The organism is Halapricum desulfuricans, assembly GCF_017094465.1.
Taxonomy (GTDB): domain Archaea; phylum Halobacteriota; class Halobacteria; order Halobacteriales; family Haloarculaceae; genus Halapricum.
In genome coordinates this window covers 684329-701969 of sequence record NZ_CP064791.1, presented here as the reverse complement: position 1 = coordinate 701969, position 17641 = coordinate 684329, and the positions used below count along the sequence as shown (strand labels likewise).

General features: G+C 65.7%; 15 protein-coding genes. 6 read left to right on the top strand and 9 right to left on the bottom strand.

Going from position 1 to position 17641, the window contains the following annotated elements; translation table 11 throughout:
• Positions 1–12 precede the first annotated feature (12 nt).
• From HSEST_RS03610 to HSEST_RS03595, 4 genes are all read left to right on the top strand, one after another.
• Positions 13–1752 carry a glutamate--tRNA ligase gene (locus tag HSEST_RS03610; protein WP_229122210.1) on the top strand — a complete coding sequence of 580 codons (1740 nt, stop codon included), beginning with the start codon at positions 13–15 and terminating at the stop codon, positions 1750–1752.
• Between the two features lie 334 nt (positions 1753–2086).
• Positions 2087–2446: a DNA-binding protein gene (locus HSEST_RS03605; RefSeq protein WP_229122209.1), complete on the top strand. Its 360-nt coding sequence runs from the start codon at positions 2087–2089 to the stop codon at positions 2444–2446.
• On the top strand, positions 2447–3037 hold the full coding sequence (locus HSEST_RS03600; RefSeq protein ID WP_229122208.1) for a DUF7411 family protein: 591 nt from the start codon (positions 2447–2449) through the stop codon (positions 3035–3037). It abuts the gene before it with no gap.
• 112 nt (positions 3038–3149) lie between these two features.
• Positions 3150–3821 (top strand): V-type ATP synthase subunit D, encoded by a 672-nt coding sequence (locus tag HSEST_RS03595; RefSeq protein WP_229122207.1) that lies wholly within the window; start codon positions 3150–3152, stop codon positions 3819–3821.
• A gap of 5 nt (positions 3822–3826) precedes the next feature.
• Here HSEST_RS03595 and HSEST_RS03590 read toward each other — a convergent pair whose 3' ends face one another.
• Positions 3827–4354, bottom strand: a complete 528-nt coding sequence (locus HSEST_RS03590; RefSeq protein WP_229122206.1) for a type 1 glutamine amidotransferase domain-containing protein — start codon at positions 4352–4354, stop codon at positions 3827–3829.
• A gap of 155 nt (positions 4355–4509) precedes the next feature.
• Here HSEST_RS03590 and HSEST_RS03585 point away from each other — a divergent pair, with 155 nt between their 5' ends.
• Positions 4510–4899 carry a DUF6276 family protein gene (locus HSEST_RS03585; RefSeq protein ID WP_229122205.1) on the top strand — a complete coding sequence of 130 codons (390 nt, stop codon included), beginning with the start codon at positions 4510–4512 and terminating at the stop codon, positions 4897–4899.
• A 210-nt stretch (positions 4900–5109) separates the two neighbouring features.
• Here the strand turns inward: HSEST_RS03585 and prf1 are convergent, their stop codons facing one another.
• Positions 5110–6363, bottom strand: coding sequence for a peptide chain release factor aRF-1 (gene prf1 / locus HSEST_RS03580; RefSeq protein WP_229122204.1), 1254 nt, complete (start codon positions 6361–6363; stop codon positions 5110–5112).
• Between the two features lie 127 nt (positions 6364–6490).
• Here prf1 and HSEST_RS03575 point away from each other — a divergent pair, with 127 nt between their 5' ends.
• Positions 6491–7306, top strand: a complete 816-nt coding sequence (locus HSEST_RS03575) for a MinD/ParA family ATP-binding protein (RefSeq protein WP_229122203.1) — start codon at positions 6491–6493, stop codon at positions 7304–7306.
• Between the two features lie 47 nt (positions 7307–7353).
• Here HSEST_RS03575 and argS read toward each other — a convergent pair whose 3' ends face one another.
• The 7 genes from argS to HSEST_RS03540 all read right to left on the bottom strand — a co-directional run bounded on the left by argS (position 7354) and on the right by HSEST_RS03540 (position 17530).
• The gene (gene argS / locus HSEST_RS03570) at positions 7354–9171 is read right to left on the bottom strand and encodes an arginine--tRNA ligase (protein WP_229122202.1); all 1818 of its coding nucleotides are present in this window, start codon (positions 9169–9171) and stop codon (positions 7354–7356) included.
• Positions 9172–9226: 55 nt separating this feature from the next.
• Complete coding sequence (locus HSEST_RS03565) at positions 9227–9655, bottom strand: universal stress protein (protein ID WP_229122201.1); 429 nt, start codon at positions 9653–9655, stop codon at positions 9227–9229.
• A 72-nt stretch (positions 9656–9727) separates the two neighbouring features.
• Complete coding sequence (gene pan2, locus HSEST_RS03560; RefSeq protein ID WP_229122200.1) at positions 9728–10951, bottom strand: proteasome-activating nucleotidase Pan2; 1224 nt, start codon at positions 10949–10951, stop codon at positions 9728–9730.
• Between the two features lie 68 nt (positions 10952–11019).
• Entirely contained in the window at positions 11020–12816 is a 1797-nt protein-coding gene (pepF, locus tag HSEST_RS03555) for an oligoendopeptidase F (protein ID WP_229122199.1), read from the bottom strand.
• Between the two features lie 63 nt (positions 12817–12879).
• Positions 12880–14379: a DUF7519 family protein gene (locus tag HSEST_RS03550; protein ID WP_229122198.1), complete on the bottom strand. Its 1500-nt coding sequence runs from the start codon at positions 14377–14379 to the stop codon at positions 12880–12882.
• Positions 14376–16484, bottom strand: a complete 2109-nt coding sequence (locus HSEST_RS03545) for a DUF58 domain-containing protein (RefSeq protein ID WP_229122197.1) — start codon at positions 16482–16484, stop codon at positions 14376–14378. Before HSEST_RS03545 ends, HSEST_RS03550 begins: the two co-directional genes overlap by 4 nt.
• Positions 16481–17530, bottom strand: coding sequence for a DUF4129 domain-containing protein (locus HSEST_RS03540; RefSeq protein ID WP_229122196.1), 1050 nt, complete (start codon positions 17528–17530; stop codon positions 16481–16483). Before HSEST_RS03540 ends, HSEST_RS03545 begins: the two co-directional genes overlap by 4 nt.
• Positions 17531–17641: the final 111 nt, after the last annotated feature.

Here is a 17641-nt window from a genome sequence, read left to right as displayed (position 1 = left end):
CAATCCGACACCATGGACGAGGACATTCGCGAGCGCGTCGAGGAAGCCGCCGAGGTCGACGCGCTGTTCAACGCCTTGAAGCACGATAGCGACGCACAGGTCGGGGCGATCATGGGACCGCTGATGGGCGAAAACCCCGCGTTCCGCGAGTACGGCGACGAGATTGCCGGCGTCGTCGCCCCCGTGGTCCAGCGAGTCAACGACATGGACCCAGCCCAGAAGCGCGAACGGCTCGGGGAACTCGCGCCCGAACGCCTCGAGGAACTCGAACGCGAGGACGAGGGCGACGAGCACGCGCTGCCCGATCTGCCGAACGCCGACGAGGTCCGGATGCGCGCCGCCCCGAACCCCAACGGCCCCTGGCACCTCGGCCACGCCCGGATGCCCGCCGTCATCGGCACCTACAAGGAGCGCTACGACGGATCCTTCATCGTTCGGTTCGACGACACCGACCCCGAGACCAAGCGGCCGGATCTGGATGCCTACGACGCGATCCTCGACGACATCGAATACCTGGGTTTCGAGCCCGACGAAGTTCTGCGGGCCAGCGATCGGCTGGAGACCTATTACGACCACGCTCGAGAACTGATCGATCAGGGCGGTGCCTACACCTGCACGTGTCCCCAGGAGGAGTTCTCCGAGCGCAAGAACAACGGTAAAGCCTGTCCACACCGCGAGAAGGATCCCGAGCAGACCCGCGAGGAGTTCGAGGCGATGATCGACGGCGAGTACGACTCCGGCGAGATGGTCCTGCGGGTGAAAACCGACATCGAGCACAAGAACCCCGCACTGCGCGACTGGGTGGCCTTCCGGATGATCGATACCCCGCACCCGCGCGAGGCAGCCAGCGAGTACCGCTGCTGGCCCATGCTGGACTTCCAGAGCGGGATCGACGACCACCTCACGGGCGTCACGCACATCATCCGCGGGATCGACCTGCAGGACTCGGCCAAGCGCCAGCAGTTCGTCTATGAGTACTTCGGCTGGGACTATCCCGAGGTGATCCACTGGGGGCACGTCCAGGTCGAGGCCTACGACGTCGCGATGAGCACCTCGACGATCAAGGAGAAGATCGACTCCGGCGATCTCGACGGCTGGGACGACCCCCGGGCACCCACCCTCAAAAGTCTCAGGCGCCGCGGGATCAGGGGCGAGGCGATCGTCGACGCGATGGTCGAACTCGGCACCTCCACCAGCAACGTCGATCTGTCGATGTCGGCGGTCTACGCGAACAACCGCGAGTTGATCGACGACGGGGCCGACCGGGCCTTCTTCGTCCGGGATGCCCACGCTGGCGACGACGCGGTCGGGCCAGCCGTCGAGAAGCCGATCGTCGACGGGCCTGACGCCGCTACGCCGCCGGTCCACCCCAACGAGGAGCGGGGCCGTCGAGAGATCCCCGTCGAAGACGCTGTGCTGGTCGAAGCCGAGGACGTGCCGGCCGAGGGCGATCGGATCTGGCTGAAAGGCTACGGCTGCGTGCGACACACCGGAGGGACCTTCGAGTACACCGACGACGATATTGAGGTCGTCCGAGACGGTGACGTCGAGGTCGTCCACTGGGTGCCGGCCGAGGGTGCGGTTCCGACGCGCATGCGGACGATGGACGGCGACGTGACGGGCTACGCCGAGCCCGGCCTCGCGGACTACGAGCCCGACGACATGCTGCAGTTCGTGCGGATCGGGTTCATCAGGGTCGATACGCTCCCGGCAGCGGACGACGAACTGGTGACGTACTTCGCTCATCCCTGACACAACTCGGACGTGCCATCGCGGTACGGTCAGGATGCCGACGCGCGGTTCCGGTCAACCGCCGCCAGGATGCCAGCGCGCGGTTTCAGCCGCGCGCCTGGGGAGGGACGGGGCGCGGCCGCGGAAGCGGTGCGGCCACGGTGCGGTTCGTCGCGGCCACGGCGGCCGCGACTGCGAAAAGCGTCGGCGTAACCCAGGCGGATGCCGCGCCGATCGGCGCGGCACCGCACGGCGGTCCTGGCGGACATGAAAAGGGCGAGGCGGGTGCGCCAGCACCCGCCGAGGGCTTTCAGGAGAAAGCCTTTCGGGGGCTGAAGTCGTACGTACAGATACAATGAGCGGAGAGCCAAGCGACGACGAACTCGAAGAGCTTCGCCAGAAGAAGATGGAACAGATGCGCGACCAGGCCGAAGGCGGTAGTGGCGGCCAGAGTGAGGGCAGACAGGCAGCCAAAGAGCAAGCCGAGGCCCAGCGCAAGGCCCTGCTCCGCCAGCATCTCACCGACGGGGCGCGAAAGCGACTGAACACGGTCAAGATGTCCAAACCGGAGATCGCCGAGCAAGTCGAACAGCAGGTCGTCGCGCTGGCACAGAGCGGGCGACTGGGCGGCGAGCAGATCGACGAGGACCAGATGCGGGATCTGCTGAAGGAACTCACCCCCGACTCGAAGAGCTTCAACATCCGCCACCGGTAGATGAACGCAGCCGTCTGTTTTAGCGGTGGCAAGGACTCGTCGCTTGCGGCGCTGCTCCTCGAACCGTTCTACGAGGTGACGCTGGTCTGTGCGACCGCCGGCGTCGCCGACAGCGCGGCCCACGCACGGGAGGCGGCCGAAACCATCGACTTCCCCTTCGAGCGGGTCGAACTCGAGGAGTCCGTCGTGCGCGAGGCGGCCGAACGGATCGTCGCCGACGGGTTCCCGCGAAACGGGATTCAGGCGATCCACGAGCACGCGCTCGAAGAAGTCGCCCAGTTGGAGTACGACGCCGTCGCCGACGGGACGCGCCGGGACGATCGCGTCCCGACGATCCCCCGGTCGTTCGCCCAGAGCCTCGAAGATCGCCACGGGATCGACTACCTCTCGCCGCTGACAGGGTTCGGTCGCGGGGCCGTCGACCGGCTGGTCGAGACCCGCCTCGACGTGGAGGCCGGCCCGAGCGAGCAAGTGCCGAAAGGCGACTACGAGACGGAGATTCGGGCAGTCATCGCCGAGGAGCACGGCCAGGAGGCCGTCAGCGAGTGTTTTCCCGAGCATACACAGACGCGAGTGCGCGGCCGGCGGTGAACGGCCGCTTGGCGGTCACGAAACGGCCACCTGTGACTACGGAGCGACCGCGGTTCGAACGGGTCGGAGAAGTGAAAAGGTGTAAGTCACCGTAGCCGGAACTAGCGCGCAAATGGCCACCGACGTCAAACCAACCCGGAAGAACCTCATGGCGATCGAGGACCGGATCGAGCTCTCCGAGCGGGGCCACGACACCCTCGAAAAGAAGCGCGACGGCCTCATCATGGAGTTCATGGACATCCTGGATCAGGCACAGGACGTCCGGTCGGATCTGGAGGACACCTACGATACGGCCCAACAGCGGCTGGACATGGCGCGGGCGATGGACGGCGACGTCGCGGTTCGCGGGGCCGCCGCCGCGCTGAAAGAGCACCCCGAGATCACGACCCAGTCGAAGAACATCATGGGCGTTGTCGTCCCGCAGATCGAGTCGACGAGCGTCCGCAAGAGCCTCGATCAGCGCGGCTACGGCGTGCTCGGCACGTCGGGCCGGATCGACGCCGCCGCGGAGGCCTACGAGGAACTGCTCGAACAGATCATCCTCGCAGCGGAGGTCGAGACCGCGATGAAGGAACTGCTCGACGAGATCGAGACGACGAAACGCCGGGTCAACGCGCTGGAGTTCAAGCTGTTGCCCGAGCTCAACGAGAACAAGGAGTACATCGAGCAGAAGCTCGAAGAACAGGAGCGCGAGGAGATCTTCCGGATGAAAAAGATCAAGGACAAAAAGGAAGCCCAGGAACGGGCCGAACGCGAGGCCGAATCAGCCGAGTCCGAGGACTGATCCGGTCACTGCTTTTCGAGCGCGTCGACCAAGACACGACAGTAGTCAGGGATATCGGCGACGACGCGCCCCCAGACGAGATTGCCGTCTCTGAACGCCGGTTCGTCGACCCAGTTCGCGCCGGCGTTTTCGAGGTCGTCTTTGATCCCGCGCGAGCCCGTCGCATCCGAGCCCTCGACGATGCCCGCCGAGATGCCGACCAGCCCGGCGTGACAGATCAGCCCGACGACCTTGTGGTCCTCGTAGACCTCGCGGACGAGCTCGAGCACGGACTCGTCGCGCCGTATCTTGTCGGGCGTCCAGCCGCCCGGAACGAGGACCGCATCTACCTCGTCCGGATCGACATCTTCGGCCGCGAGTTCGGTCTCGGCGGTCAGTCCGCCGCTCTTGCTCGTGTACTCGACGTCGGCCTCCATCCCGACAACGTCGACCTGTGCGCCCTCCTCTTGCATGCGCATGTAGACGGCCCAGAACTCCAGGTCCTCGTATCCGGGGCCGACCAACATGGCGATGCGTTTGTCGTCCAGTTTCATGGGAATCACTGCTGGGAGCAAAGGCGACCACCGCCACACCGGAATCGTCCGGATCCCTCCCAGCAATGTGTCGATCTACACGCCGTTATTGGATAATCTTTTATCCAGTATGCTGTCGTCCCGAGATTGAAATACGCCCGTCGCCAGCAACCCGTATGGACTGTCCCGAATGCGGCTCGCCGGTCGTCGAGTTCGAAGTCCCCGTGCAGTTCCAGGAGCTGTTGCCCGGCGACGAATCCGGAGTCGGCATCTGCACCCACTGTCTGGCGCTCCATCCCGCGGGCGATCCGACGACAGATCCCGATCTACAGCGGATCAGTGACGCGTTCCCGTCGAACTCCGATGCGGCCGTCCCGATGGCGCTGGCAGTCGGGTTGCTCGATCGGTTCGCACTCTACCGTTCGGAGATCGGGACGCTGTTCGAAGCTGTCGAGCGCGCGGGGACCGACCCGATGCTCGTCGTCGATCGGCTCGCGTCCGACCCGACTGTCGACAGTCACGTCGACCTGAACGGGCGACGCCGGCAGCTCGAGCAATTGTTGTGACGGCGCCGGCGGACGACCGATCCGGCGGACAGATACCGATTATATTGGGGATGGAGTACTTTCCACGCGAGTCGAAAACAGTGTAGTGGGTGTTCGACCCACCCGATCGATCCGCCACGGACGCCCCATCGGTGACATGGCAACGATGGAGATCCCTGATCGAACGCGCTCGTGGCGGACGCGTGCCGGAACGGGCACGCACCTCCGGGATTACACGCCAGTCGAGTAGCGGAGGATACCGGCGACGCCGCCGAACGCGGTCAGCAGCTGTTCGCCCTTCTCGAAGTCCGTCGAGATGAAGACAGTCTCGGTGCCGCGCTGGTCGGCCAGCGACATCAGATGGTCGATGGCGTCCTCGCGTTCGGCCGCCTCGGCGGAGATAGTCTCACCACAGGTCGAGCAGGCGTGTGAGTCAGTGGTATCACTGGTATCGATCAGTTCGTAGTCTGTGTGACCGTTGGGGCACTCGTACGTGAGCACGTCCTTTCGGAGGTCCTCGCTGATGAGCAACTGCTCGACGGCCCCCATATTGAGGTTCTGTCGGGTCTGGTCGAACCCGTAGGTCGCTTTTTCCCCGTCGTGTAGCTCCTTGAAGAACTGCTCCATGACCTCCTTGTCCTGGAGGATTTCGTGTTCGGCCAGCACCTCGTCAGCGGCATCGACCAGATCGTACAGCCCCGACTCGTCGGTGTAGGAGACGTCGAACTTCCCCAGCACCATGTCCTGGAGTTCGTGATGCAGGTAATCGCCGTCGAGGAACTCGTCTTTGGTCGGGGAGGGGCCGCCCACGAGAATGCCGTCCATGTCGTGACGATCGGGAACGAACAGATCGTTCGCCATCTCGGCGACCTCCTGATAGAAGTTGTCGATCGCTTCCAGGCGGAGCCGGGCGAACCGTTGGGCCGACTGGCCGCCTTTCCGCTGTTTGCCCGGCACGAGCGAGGAGGCCGACTTGACGGGTTCGACCCGCTTGCCCTTGAGCCAGCCGACGTTAGCCTCCCGGCGGTCGAGGACGACCAGTCCGAACAGGCCCTTGTCGAGGAGCATGTTCTCCAGGGGCTCGGTCAGAAACTCCGCGTCGCAGTGATAGCGGAACGACTCGATCGGATCGGGCGGACTCTCCAGGACCCGAGTGATCATGTCGGTCTGGCCGCCGCCGGCGTCGACCGCCCCGGAGAAGAGAACGACCCCGTTTTCGGGAGGATAGGTATCGAAGTACCGCAGACGGTCCTTGATAGATTTCAGTGCGTCCTGGACGTTCGTCCGGGTCTCCTTGGATTTGATGTTGCTCGCTTCGCTGTGTTCCTGAGTGACGTGGGCGACGACGTCGCTGATCTGCTTGTCCTCGGGGACGTAGATAGTGACCAGTTGCGTGCCCGACCCGCGGTAGTCCTGGAGTTCCTCGATGACCTTCTGGAACTCGTATTTTTGCCGGTCGGATTGGTCGGCTTCCTGTTCGCTCATTGGCTGCTACTAGTCCGATGACGGATAAGTATGCTTTGACCGGACGTCGGACCGAAAACGTCATGCTCCGCTGACATTGGACGGACGGCTTTATATGGATGGCACCCACTCTATCGAAACAGGCCAAATGACGGGACACGTCTTTACGATCGCTGGCGGCAAGGGCGGTGTCGGGAAGACGACGACCGCCGTCAACGTCGGCGTCGCGATGGAGGACGCCGGATACGACGTGGTCATCGTCGACGCGGACCTAGGGATGGCGAACCTCGCCGCCATGCTCGGGATCGACCACGACACCAGCCTGCACGAAGTGCTCGCCGAACAGGCTGCTGTCAGCGACACGCTGACGGAAGGGCCGGGCGGCGTCACGCTCGTCCCCGGCGAGCAGAGCCTCGAAGCGTTCGCCGACGCCGACCCGGCGAAGCTCCGGAAGGTCATCAAGACGCTTGCCAACGCCTACGACATCGTGCTGATCGACACCGGTGCGGGATTGAGTCACGAGGCAACCGTCCCGCTGGGGCTCGCCGACAGCGTCTTGCTCGTGACCACGCCGGACAGCGTCGCGATCGGCGACGCCGGCAAAACCGCACAGCTCGCCCGACGAGTCGACGGCGAGGTCATCGGTGCGATCTTGACCAGAGCAGAAGAACAATCCGAGATTGACGAGGTCGAACGGGAAGTCGATCACCCGCTGCTCGCGGTCATCCCGGAAGACTCGGAAGCGACGACCGACGAACCGCTCGTGTTGAACTACCCCGACAGCGACGCCGCCCACGCGTATCGTCGCCTCTCGACCGCGCTCGAACGCGTCCTCAAGGGGGAAGCGGTCGAAACGATCGTCGAGGAGGAAACCGAATGGTTCCCCTCCGCAGAGTCAGAGGAAACGACCGAAGACGAGGATGACGAAAGTAGTGGCGGCGTTCTCGGCCTGTTCGGCGGCTAACGGCTGGCGTGTCCCGGACGTTCTAACTCTGAGTATCCGATCGGCAGTTACATCGACTCGGGCGCGGCGACCCCGAGCGCGTCCAGTGCGTTCGCGATCGCGTTCCGGGCGGCTGCGACGACGGCCAGCCGGGCGGCACGCGTTTCCGGCTCCTCGGCAGTCAGCACCGGGCACTCCCGGTAGAACGTGTTGAACGACTCGGCGAGGGCCCGCGTGTAGGTCGCGACGACGTGCGGGCGCAGCTCCTCGGCGGCTTCCTCGATCACAGCCGGGAAGCGAGCAATCTCCCGGACGAGGTCGCGCGCCGCATCGGTTTCGAGCGCGTCGATATCTATGTCGTTGGCCACCTTATGGCCGGCTACTTCGGTCTTGCGGGTCGTCTCTCCCCGCTCGTCCGAATCGAGGCGCTCGAGTACGCCCGCCTCGCGCGCCTCCGAGATGATCCCACAGCAGCGCGCGTGGACGTACTGGACGTAGGGGGCCGACTGGGCTTCGAAATCCAGTGCTCGGTCCCACTCGAATGTGATCCCCTTCGTGGGTTGTTTGGCGACGATGTCGTAGCGGACGGCACCGATCCCGACCTGGTGGGCGATCCGCTCGATGTCGTCCTCGTCGAGGTCGTCGTCGCGCAAGCGATCGTCCAGGCGGTCTTCGACCTCCTCGCGGGCGCGATCGATCGCCTCGTCGAGCAGGTCGTCGAGGTCGACGCCGGTCCCCTCGCGCGTGCTCATGCCGCCCTCGGGGAGGTTGACCCACGAGTAAAAGACCTGATCGAGCTGATCGGTGTCGTGATCCAGGAGACGAAGTGTCGTCTCGAGCTGCTCGGCCTGGAGTTTGTGATCCTCGCCCAGCACTGTCACAGCGCGATCGAAGTTGTCGAACTTCCACTCGTGGTGGGCCAGGTCACGCGTCGTGTACAGCGACGTGTCGTCCGCGCGCAGGAAGACCAGGTTCTTCCCGATGTCAGGGAAGTCCAGCTGCCAGGCGTCGTCCTCGTAGACTGCCGCGTCGAGGTCCTGCAGCCGCTCGACCACGTCGTCGGTCGCCCCGTCGCGCATGAATCGGGTCTCCTTGACGAACTCGTCGAACTCGGCGGGGAGCCGTTCGAGCGTCCCGGTCATCCCCGAGAGGACGGTGTCGACGACCTCCGAGACGCGTTCGTACGCTCGTTCGTCGCCGTCCTCCAGCCCTTGCAGGATGTCCTGAATCTCTGCCTCGGCCTCCTCGACGGCACTCTCGTCCGCTTCTTCGAGGAACGTGTTGCCCTTGCGGTAGTACCGGACCATCTCGTACTCGGGTGAGTCGCGTTCGGGTTCGGGCAGATCCGATTCGTCGAAGGTCTCGTAGGCCCAGGTGAACACGGCGATCTGGCGGCCGGCGTCGTTGACGTAGTAGTGGCGTTCGACGTCGTAGCCGGCGTACTCCAGCACGCGCGCGAGCGCGTCCCCGATGATCGGGTTGCGGGCGCGGCCGACGTGGACCGGGCCGGTCGGGTTCGCGGAGGTGTGCTCGACGACGAGGCTCGTCTCCCGATCGGGTAAGGTTCCGAACGACTCGTCCTGGCCGGCTTCGATGGCGGCTTCGAGGTACCGGTCGCTCGGCAGAACGTTGACGTACGGTCCCTGCGGCCGAACCGCGTCGATGTATTCGTACGCCTCGACCTCGATCTCGGCAGCGATGTCGGCGGCGATCTCCGGCGGCGGCGCGCCGGCGTCACTCGCGAGTCGGTACGCGGCGCTGGACGCCAGGACGGCGGGCACGTCCTCGGGTGGGGTCTCGATACCCAGGTCGTCCGTCGGGAGATCGAGCGCCTCGAGGGCGTCCCTGAGGGCGTCCTCGACCTCCGCGCGAAGGGAGAGTAACATATCTCCCCGTTTTCCGGGGGCAGGTATTAGCGTGACGGGTTCGACTCGAAGGGGGTCACCGGACGATCGTCACCGGGATCGGCGAGCGTCTGGCGACGGTCTCGGCGACACTCCCCAGCAGGATCCGCGAGACGCCCGAGCGACCGTGACTGCCCATCACGATCTGGTCGACGCCGTTGTCCTCGGCGAACTCGACGATCGTGTTCGTCGGCTTGCCGATCTCGGTTTCTCTGGTAACCGTCCCGTCGCCGCCTGCCAGATCCGGTTCGACTTCCTCGAAAATCTCCTCGGCGCGCTCTTTCTGTCGCTCGTACCACTCCTCGGAGAAGGTCGGAAGCCCCGCCTGGACGCTGTAGCCGGCTTCCGCCGGGTTGATGACGTGCAGCAGCGTCACGTCGCTGTCGGGAGAATTCTCGGCGACGAACTCACACGCCTCGTGGGCCTGGTCGGACCCGTCGACCGGGATCAGAATATGCTTGCCCATAGTTGGGTATTCACAGGGAGCCACCGTCAAGCTTCGGGGTGATTATCGAAAACGAACAAGCGGAGCCGACTATCAGTAGAACGCGACCGGCGTGCCGACGCTGTCGTCGTCGGCGGCTTCGACTTTGTCGAGAGCGTCCGCGAAGTCCCCAGCAGTGACTTCAGTGCGGCCGTCCCGGATCGCGAACATGCCGGCCTCGGTCGCGAGACTGGCCAGCTCCGCGCCGGTGAAGCCAGCCGTCTCTTCGGCCCACGTGGCGAGGTCGACGCCGTCGTCGAGGCTCATCTCCTGGGTGTGGATCTCCAGGATCCGCTTGCGACCCTCCCGGTCGGGCTCGGGCACCTCGATGAGACGGTCGAAGCGGCCGGGCCGGAGGATCGCCCGGTCGAGCATGTCGAAGCGGTTGGTCGCGGCGATGATCCGGATCTCCCCGCGGTCCTCGAAGCCGTCCATCTCGCTGAGGAGCTGCATCATCGTCCGCTGGACCTCCGCGTCGCCGGAGGTCTTCGACTCGGTGCGCTTGCTCGCGATCGCGTCGATCTCGTCGATGAAGACGATCGCCGGTTCGCGCTCGGCCGCGAGTTCGAACAGGTCCCGGACGAGTTTCGCGCCCTCGCCGATGAACTTCTGGACGAGTTCCGAGCCGGCCATCTTGATGAACGTCGCGTCAGTCTCGTTGGCGACGGCCTTCGCGAGCATCGTCTTGCCCGTGCCGGGCGGGCCGTGCAGCAGGACGCCGCTGGGCGGGTCGATCCCGACCTCGCGGAACTGCTCGGCGTTGAGCAAGGGTTCCTCGACGGCTTCTCGCACTTCGCGGATCTGGCTTTCGAGCCCGCCGATATCGTCGTAGGTCACGTCCGGTGAGCCGTCGATCTGCATCGCCTGCGTTCGGGCGTCTTTCTCGCTGTCCAGCGTCTGTTTGACGGTAAAGGAGTCGTTGATCGCCACGCGGTCGCCGGCCTCGATTTTCGAGCGGAGCTGCGGTGAGACCTCCGTCAGGACCTCCTGGTTGTTCCCGTGCTGTTTGATGACGACGCCGTCGTCCAGCAACTCTTCGGTTGTGGCGATGTACAGCGACGAGGTCTTGAGCGTCTCGTTTTGCCGTTCGAGCGTGTCGACCTGTTCGACCAGGTCGTCCTGGCGCTCTTTGGCCGCGGTCAGTTGCTGTTGTAATTCGCGGTTCACCCGGTCGACCTCGACGAAATGCTCCTGTAGCGCCGCCAGGCGTTCGGACGGCGACATGTCGGGGTCGAGATCGAGAGTGGGTCGGTCCGGAAGCGAGGGACTGCGAGACATCTGATACAGATGGTAGTCGATACAGGGAAAAGTGCCTTTGGGTCGCGGTTGCAGGTTCGATGCCGGGCCTACAGCAGCGACTCCATCTCCGTGAGGTACTCGCTGTAGACGTCGGTCGCGGCCTCGATCGGGTCGGGTTCGGCCATGTCGACACCGGCGTCCCGGAGCAGTTCGAGCGGGTACGCGCGTGACCCGCGCGAGAGGAAGTCGTTCACGTACCGGTCGGCCGCATCGGGGTCGTCACCGTCGAGGATCGACTCGACCAGCGCGACCGCTGCCGAGATCCCCGTGGCGTACTGGTAGACGTAAAAAGCCCGGTAGAAGTGCGGGATGCGCATCCACTCGCGGGCAATCCGGTCGTCCAATTCGGCGGGCTCGTAGTATTCGCCCTTGAGATCGGCGTAGAGCTCGTCGAGTCGCTCGGCGGTCAGCGCCTCGCCGGCCTCGGCGAGTTCGTGGGTCCGCTGCTCGAACTCCGCGAACATCGTCTGCCGGAACAGCGTCGAACGGAACCGTTCGAGATACTCGTTGAGAACGTGTCGACGCAGTCGGTCGTCCTCGACGGTGTCCAGCAGATGATGAGTCAGCAGCGTCTCATTGACCGTCGAGGCGACCTCCGCCGTGAAGATCTCGTAGTCGGCGTAGACGTAGGGCTGGTGCTCGCTGGTGTATTCGCTGTGCATCGAGTGGCCCAGTTCGTGTGCCAGCGTGTACATCGACTCGACGTCGTCCTGATAGTTCATCAGGATGTACGGCTGGGACTCGTAGGTTCCCCCTGAGTAAGCACCGGACTGCTTGCCGCGGGCCTCGTAGACGTCGACCCACCGCGAATCCAGCCCCTCCGCCAGGCGGGACTGGTAGTCCTCGCCCAGCGGCGCGACGGCTTCGGTAACGTACTCACAGGCCTGTTCGTACTCGATTTCCGGGCTCTCGGTCTCGGTCAGTGGCACGTACAGGTCCCACATCCGCAACTCGTCGCCGTCGATGACCTGCCGTTTCAGGTCGGCGTGGTGATGCAGCGCGTCGAGGTTGTCCCGGACGGTCTCGACGAGCGTGTCGTAGACCTCGGTCGGGACGTTCGGCCCGTTCAATGCGGCCTCGCGGGCAGTCTCGTAGTTCCGTGCTCGCGCGCTCTTGACGTCGGTCTTGACGCTGTTTTTGTGTGCCGCGCCGACGGCGTTGCGGACGGACCCCCACTCGTCGTAGAAGGTCTCGTACACGTCCCGGCGGAATCCCCGGTCCTGGCGCTTCTGCAGGGTTGTGAAGTTGTTGAGCGTGATCTCGACGGGTTCGCCCTCGGGGTCCTCCACGCTGGGGAACGTCATGTCCGCGTTCGTCAGCATGTTGTACACCTCCGAGGATGCACCCAGGACCTCGCCCATGTCCGCGAGCAGTTCCTCGACCTCGGCCGAGCGAGTGTGTTCTTTCATCCGGAGAATGTCGTCGAAGTAGTGCTCGTAGTCGGCCAGATCCGGCTCTTCCTCGATCATCGCCTCGATCTCTTCGCGCGTGCAGGACTGGATCTCCGGGTCGAGGAAGCTCGCGGCGCTGCTGGCTTCGGAGTGCAGTGACTGCGCGCGGGCGAACAGCGCCTGGTAGTCGCTGTCGCGGGTGTCCTCGTCGCGGCGCATCCGGGCGTAGGCGACGACGTTCTCGACCTGTCGCATCACCGTCTCGAAGGTCTCTAAGGTTTCGAGTAACGTTGCGGCGTCCTCGGTCGCTCGCCCCTCGTAGGCGGCCAGGTCCTCGATCCGCTCGCTGGCGTCCTCGAAGGCGGCTTCCCACTCCTCGTCGTCGGCGTACAGCGCTTCCAGTTCCCAGGTGTACTCCGTCTCGATGTCGCTCCGTTCGGGCACCGAACTCATGGGCCGGCTTTGGGACGGCGGGGTCCTAAGACTGCCGGCTATGCCCTCCGAGAAACGTGGACGCTACGAGGTCTGACTGTCGAGCGTCGCCACCGCCGCGACGGCCGCGACGAGCGCCAGCACGATCGCCACGACCGCCCGATCGGGCCCGACCGAAATCGGCCCGAACAGGTAGCCGACGCCACTCGCCACTGCGATCCCGACGACTCCGACGGCGACGGCCGCGACTGCGTGGACTGTCTCGACTACGTCGTCGGTGTCGTCGCCGACAGTCACACCGAGATACGTCGCCTGTTCGCCGAACTCCCAGGCCAGCACGGCGACTGCGACGCCGACGAACACGACGACTGCCGGGGCGCCCTGTTCGGCCGCGACGATCGATCCGAGCAGGACGAGCGCGCTCCCGATCGAAAAGCCGCTCGTCCGTTCTGCGGCCAGACCGACCACGACGGCGGTTTGCGTGAGGATGAACACGACGAAAGGCGCCACGATGCCGACGAGGGCCAATAGTCCGACCAAGACGGCCGCCGGACCGACCGCCGACGATAGATCCGTCGCAGCCCCACTCGGCAGCACCGACGTGAGAGCGTCGGGAACGAGCAACGACAGCAATCCGGATCCGACGGCGACGAGAACGGCACCGGTCACATCGGTTCCGGTGGCCATCGGATCCTGCAGCGGCCGAAAGAGGATATCGTGAACGAACGCAGCGACGCGGACGGACAGGGCGACGGCGACGAGGACGCCGACCAGGGCGTGTGCAAGGCCGGACGCGAACAGTACGACGACGAGCGGACCGACCGGCACTGCCGACAGCAGGACCGCCTCGACAGTCCCGCCCAGCAAGAACACGCCGACCACCTGCACGCCCGCGACGATCCAGTGGTCGCGAACCCAGGTGTGGACGGCTCGAAGGGTTCCGTGGACGGACCGCCCGCCGACCGTCACAGCCATCGTCTGTCGAACACGCTCGGTGCCGAGCCGCTCGTCGAGTTCGCGCTGGGCCCACAACAGCGAGACGACGAGCGCGTACACTACCAGCTCGAAGGCGACCAGCGCGATGCCGAATCGCCAGGAGAAAAGTACGGGAAGCCAGGCCACGCCACGCGAGACCGTCGTCGAGAGGAGTATCCCCTGGACGAACGCAAAGAGGAGAGCAGCAACCACGAAAGTAACCCGGGATCGCCGGTAGACGCTGGTAAACGCGCCGGCGTGCGGTCCGTAGATCGCGCCGTGGCCGGCGAGTCCGACGAGGACGAATCCGGCGATCGGCAAACCGAGGAGCGACCGAGCGATCGGGTCGAGGTGCGCCAGTGCCAGAACTACAACCAGCGCACCGAGCACGAACCCGATCGTCGAGGCCGCGCGTTCGGTTCGCGCCACGTCCGAGCGGTCGACAGCGAGCGATCGGGCGGCTCTGACGAGCGCGAGCGCTCCGAGCAGCGCGAGGAACGCGACGACCGGCACGCCGGCGACGAAGCCGTGGACGACCACGAGCGCGGAAACGAGCGCGGCGGCCAGTCGGCTGGTGAGCCAGGCCGGCTGTCGATCGGGCGCGGTCATCGTGACCACCTGTGCTGGGCATGTTCGAGCGTCGCGGACAGCGGTTCGTCGGTCGACCAGTCGACGACGCGCAGCCCCCGGCGCCGCAACGCCCTGAGCCGCTCGTGGCGTTCGATCCGGGCGATTGCCCGCCCGGGCGAGCCACCGGACGTGACATCCGGACTGAGAACCGTCACGTCGGTGCCACCGGCCTGCAGCGTCCGGACGAACCGACGGGGCGCGTCATCAAGCAGCGGCGACACGAACACCACCTGTTCCCGGCCCGACAAACGCTTTCGAAGCCATTCGACCGGGATGCCACCGCCGTCGGTCGCGAGTAGCGGACTCCAGACGCTGTCGTCGTCTCCGTCCTGCTTCGATCGGCGATCGGAGTCCTCATCTATCCCACCGAAAAACTGCTTGTCGATGTCCATCAGCGACTGCGAGCCGCCACTGCCGGTCGACTCGGGCTGGCTCGGCGGCCGGCGGAAAAACTCCTCAAGTTGCTGGCGTTGATACCGACCGCGCGACGGCCGCTCGTAGGCGCGGCGCGTCAGTAACGCGCCTCCGACGGCGTTCGACGCGGCGAAAAGCGCGTCCGCGATACGGATGGCAGCGTGACGGCCCAGCGCGACCGCGTCCGGGGTGAACTCGCTTCTGGCCCTCCGGGAGACCGACCGGTCGTCGACGACGACCACGACCGTCCCGGCCTGAGTCCGTCGGAACTGGACGGTGCGGGGTTCCCCGGTCCGTGCCCAGTGGTTCCAGTCGATCCGGCTGAGCGGATCGGCCGGGTTGTACGCTCTGGTCGCGTAGAACTCCAGTCCGTGACCGCCGGCGTCGGTTTCAATCCGGCCCTCGTACGGCGTCGTCTGCCCGGTCGTCGGCATCGTCTCGACCGGATCGTGACACGCGAGTCTCGTTTCGAGGTCGACCACGTGCGTCCGTTCGGCGTCGCCGCTGACGTTGCGGGCCCACAGCGACGCGGTCCCGAAGGCGTGCTCGCCACGGAACGCCTCGACCGTGTAGGTGGTCGTCGCCGACTCGCCGGGTTCGAGCGTGGCACAGAGTCGTGGCGAACCACTGACGACGCGCAACGACTCCGGAACGCCGTCGACCGCCCGCAACTCGGCCAGTGGCCGGTCACCGATGTTTTCGACGGTGAGCACCACGCGAACCCGCTCGCCTGGCGCGGGCGATTCACTCGAGACGGTCCGCTCGACATCGACGTTCAGGGCGGGCGAACGCGTCAGCGACGCGTAGATCGAAAAGCCCGCCGGAACGATCGCAGCGAGCACCAGCGTCGGGTTCGAGAGGACGAACCCCAGCCCACCGAGCAGAAAGGCAACGGGTACCCCGACGTTCCAGTGACCGTCGCGTTCGAGAGTCGCGTCGGCCGTCGTGACCGTGGCCCGCTCGCGCGTCGCGGTGTCGGCTGTCGACGGTTCGAAGCGCGCCGAGGGCGTCGAGCCGCTGGCGTCGAGTTCGGAATCGAGATCATCGGGGGACGACTGCGTGTCGTCCGGCAGGTCCGCGATGCGCTGGAGTTCGGCGACGGTTCGCTCGACGCGACGTTCGAAGCTCTCGCCGCTCGCCCAGTCCCGAAGCCGAATCCGCGGTGGCAGTTGCGTGCGATCGCCCTGGAACAGCGCCTGCACGCGCGGGTCGTCGCTCCAGGAACCGTCCTCGACGCGTTCGCGGGCGGCCGGTGGCGCAACGTTCTCGGCGTCGGAGAGTACGTCGACGGCCGTTTCTTCTAGATATCGAACGACCGTTTGTCGGTGGGCCGCCCGAACGTTTTCGTTGCGGTTCGGCGCCGTCGCCTTCGCGTACTGCGCGTCAACGTGATCGCCAGGGAGTCTCGTATCGTAGCCGGTCGCTTCCTCCGGCGGCTGATCGAACGGTGGCTCCCCGCCGCGGTGGGCCGCCACGCGATACCCGTAGCGAACGCCGAGGGCCGCGAAGACGCCCGCCAGCACGAGCAGCAGCATCGACCCTTCGAGCGTCTGACCGTACTGTGTGACGACTGCGGGCGACTGGGGCAGCAGGATGACTGCGATCGCCGCCGCGAGCGTCAGAGCCTCCAGCAGAGACAGTGCCAGACGTTTCATGGGCCGAGATATCATTGGTCGTCCTCCCAGTAGGACCGCAACTCCGCGAGCGCGGACAGCGCCGTTTCGGTGTGTTCGTCCGTCCGGTCGCTGCTGCCGTATCGGATCTCCCGGAAGATGGCTGTCAAACGCTCGACGGGGTCTCGAGGCCAGTCGCGCTCTATCGCGGCGTCACGAAGCTCGGCGGGCGTCTTCGCGAACTTGTCGGAGACCGGGATACGGTCAGTCATCCGCTCCCAGGCCTCCGACACCGTCGCCGGCTCGTCGGGCTCGGAGGGGGGCTCGGGGTCGACGCCGACGGCCGAACGGGCGTCGGCACTCGCTGCTTCCGTCGTCCCGGCGGTCGTTCGAGTCGCGCCACCGCGGGTGAGCGACGACAATGCGTTACTCAGCGATCCGAACAGCGAACCGACGCCGGCCGAGAGCCCACTGCCGAGCGAGACTGAGCGGGAGAGAACTGCAGTGAGCCCCACCCCGATCGAGCCGATGGCACCGGTCAGCCCGCTGAGCCCGGCCACGAGCGCGTCAGTGCCCGACCCGACACTGCGGAAGAACCGACTGAGAGAGCCGGACAGTCCGATCAGCGTCGCCATCGTCGCCGTCGGAAGCGACCGAATCCCGGCACCGAACGGAAGCCGTTCCGCGACAGCAGGACCGGCGACGGTGCTGACAGCCAGGACGGTCCCCGCGTACCCAGCAGCGGCCAGCGCCGAACCGACCACGCCGAACGTGAGCAGCGAGAACAGCGTGAAAAGCTCTGTGAACACGGAACCGGAGCCGTCGGATCGGTCCGGCGAGTCGCCGGCTGGGGCGTCAGTTTCGGTCCGTGTGACTGTCGGCGTCGTCGTTTCGGTCGGCGTCGCTGTCTCTGTCAGCGTCGCCGTTTCGGTCGCCGTCTCCGTGGCCGTCCCCGTCGACGCGGCCGGGCCGCTATCCCCGCCGGCGTCGCTCTCGGCGGACGGGAACGATCCCAGGCCCGCCGCCGGCATCAGCGACGCCGCCAGCAGGAGGGAACCCAGGGCGACCGTGAGCAGGGCGGCTCTACGAAGGTCTTGTCCCACGTGTGGACGTGTCACGTGTGACGATAAAATAGCTTGTTGTTCACTCTCTAAACGCTCAAGTTGCGTGAGTAGTCCACAATAGTTTTGATCCGGTGCCGTGAATACATCGCT

Excerpts from the sequence above, each read along its gene's own strand:
- HSEST_RS03590 (WP_229122206.1), bottom strand. The coding sequence starts at position 4,354 with ATGAAACTGGACGACAAACGCATCGCCATGTTGGTCGGCCCCGGATAC.
- prf1 (WP_229122204.1), bottom strand. The coding sequence starts at position 6,363 with ATGAGCGAACAGGAAGCCGACCAATCCGACCGGCAAAAATACGAGTTC.
- HSEST_RS03550 (WP_229122198.1), bottom strand. The coding sequence starts at position 14,379 with ATGACCGCGCCCGATCGACAGCCGGCCTGGCTCACCAGCCGACTGGCC.
- HSEST_RS03575 (WP_229122203.1), top strand. The coding sequence starts at position 6,491 with ATGACGGGACACGTCTTTACGATCGCTGGCGGCAAGGGCGGTGTCGGG.
- pan2 (WP_229122200.1), bottom strand. The coding sequence starts at position 10,951 with ATGTCTCGCAGTCCCTCGCTTCCGGACCGACCCACTCTCGATCTCGAC.
- HSEST_RS03610 (WP_229122210.1), top strand. The coding sequence starts at position 13 with ATGGACGAGGACATTCGCGAGCGCGTCGAGGAAGCCGCCGAGGTCGAC.
- HSEST_RS03565 (WP_229122201.1), bottom strand. The coding sequence starts at position 9,655 with ATGGGCAAGCATATTCTGATCCCGGTCGACGGGTCCGACCAGGCCCAC.
- HSEST_RS03595 (WP_229122207.1), top strand. The coding sequence starts at position 3,150 with ATGGCCACCGACGTCAAACCAACCCGGAAGAACCTCATGGCGATCGAG.
- argS (WP_229122202.1), bottom strand. The coding sequence starts at position 9,171 with ATGTTACTCTCCCTTCGCGCGGAGGTCGAGGACGCCCTCAGGGACGCC.
- HSEST_RS03605 (WP_229122209.1), top strand. The coding sequence starts at position 2,087 with ATGAGCGGAGAGCCAAGCGACGACGAACTCGAAGAGCTTCGCCAGAAG.
- HSEST_RS03600 (WP_229122208.1), top strand. The coding sequence starts at position 2,447 with ATGAACGCAGCCGTCTGTTTTAGCGGTGGCAAGGACTCGTCGCTTGCG.
- HSEST_RS03585 (WP_229122205.1), top strand. The coding sequence starts at position 4,510 with ATGGACTGTCCCGAATGCGGCTCGCCGGTCGTCGAGTTCGAAGTCCCC.
- pepF (WP_229122199.1), bottom strand. The coding sequence starts at position 12,816 with ATGAGTTCGGTGCCCGAACGGAGCGACATCGAGACGGAGTACACCTGG.
- HSEST_RS03545 (WP_229122197.1), bottom strand. The coding sequence starts at position 16,484 with ATGATATCTCGGCCCATGAAACGTCTGGCACTGTCTCTGCTGGAGGCT.